The 751-nt window shown below is 36.0% G+C and carries 1 protein-coding gene; it reads right to left on the reverse strand.

Translation table 11 applies throughout. From position 1 onward, the window contains the following. Positions 1-139: 139 nt before the first annotated feature. The coding region (locus GS399_RS20575; RefSeq protein ID WP_237488027.1) for a DUF4738 domain-containing protein at positions 140-751 on the reverse strand (612 nt) is incomplete at its 5' end.

The following is a 751-nucleotide window of genomic DNA, read 5'->3' on the forward strand; positions in this document are numbered from 1 at the left end:
TAACGGTTCGCAAATTTGCGATGGGCGGGCTTTTTAGCAGAAATATTAAATCGGAGAACTGAACTTTCGGCAACCACAAAACTGTCTGCGGAGCACGAAACCCCGCCTATTGCAAATGTGCTGTTATAAGCCGTTTTGTTCATCTGTCCGTCTTAGAGATATTTCCTGTTTTGTCAATGATAAGTCTCCATCCATCTCCAACGTCTGTAATTGGAATGGTCAAACTGTAACCAAAATCAAATACGTTTTTCTCTTTGTCGTAACTGAAATTTGGAAACATTAATACCGCATAATTTTTTAACTCAGGGTATAAGTTGTCAGCAAAGTCAGCCTTGGTGATAGTTTTATTAAAGATGGTGTCTTTGTCAATTACAATTATTATGTCTTGAGAATAATTATGTGTTGTGAAAGTTTTTGTGGTGTCTTCCCAAACATATTGTTTTGGAACAAAGATAGCGTTGTCAAATAGGCAATAATATTTTGTCTGAACGTGAATTTGCTTACCCTCCTTATCTGTAAAAGAAGTGTCAAGCTTTTCAATTTTACTGTAATTGGAAATATACTCTTTTCGCAATTCTCTAGTGTCGGGTTCTTCGTTCTCTTCTTCTGCGTCTTGCTTGATTGTCGAACTGTCGGCAAGAGTATTTGATGATACGTTTTGGTCAACTGTTTGTCCGCAAGATGTTGAAAAAATGATAATTATTAATGTCAGGTTTATTAGTTTCATTGTCGTTTTAAAATGGCTTATAAC

It is taken from the genome of Hufsiella arboris (assembly GCF_009834875.1).
GTDB lineage: Bacteria > Bacteroidota > Bacteroidia > Sphingobacteriales > Sphingobacteriaceae > Hufsiella_A > Hufsiella_A arboris.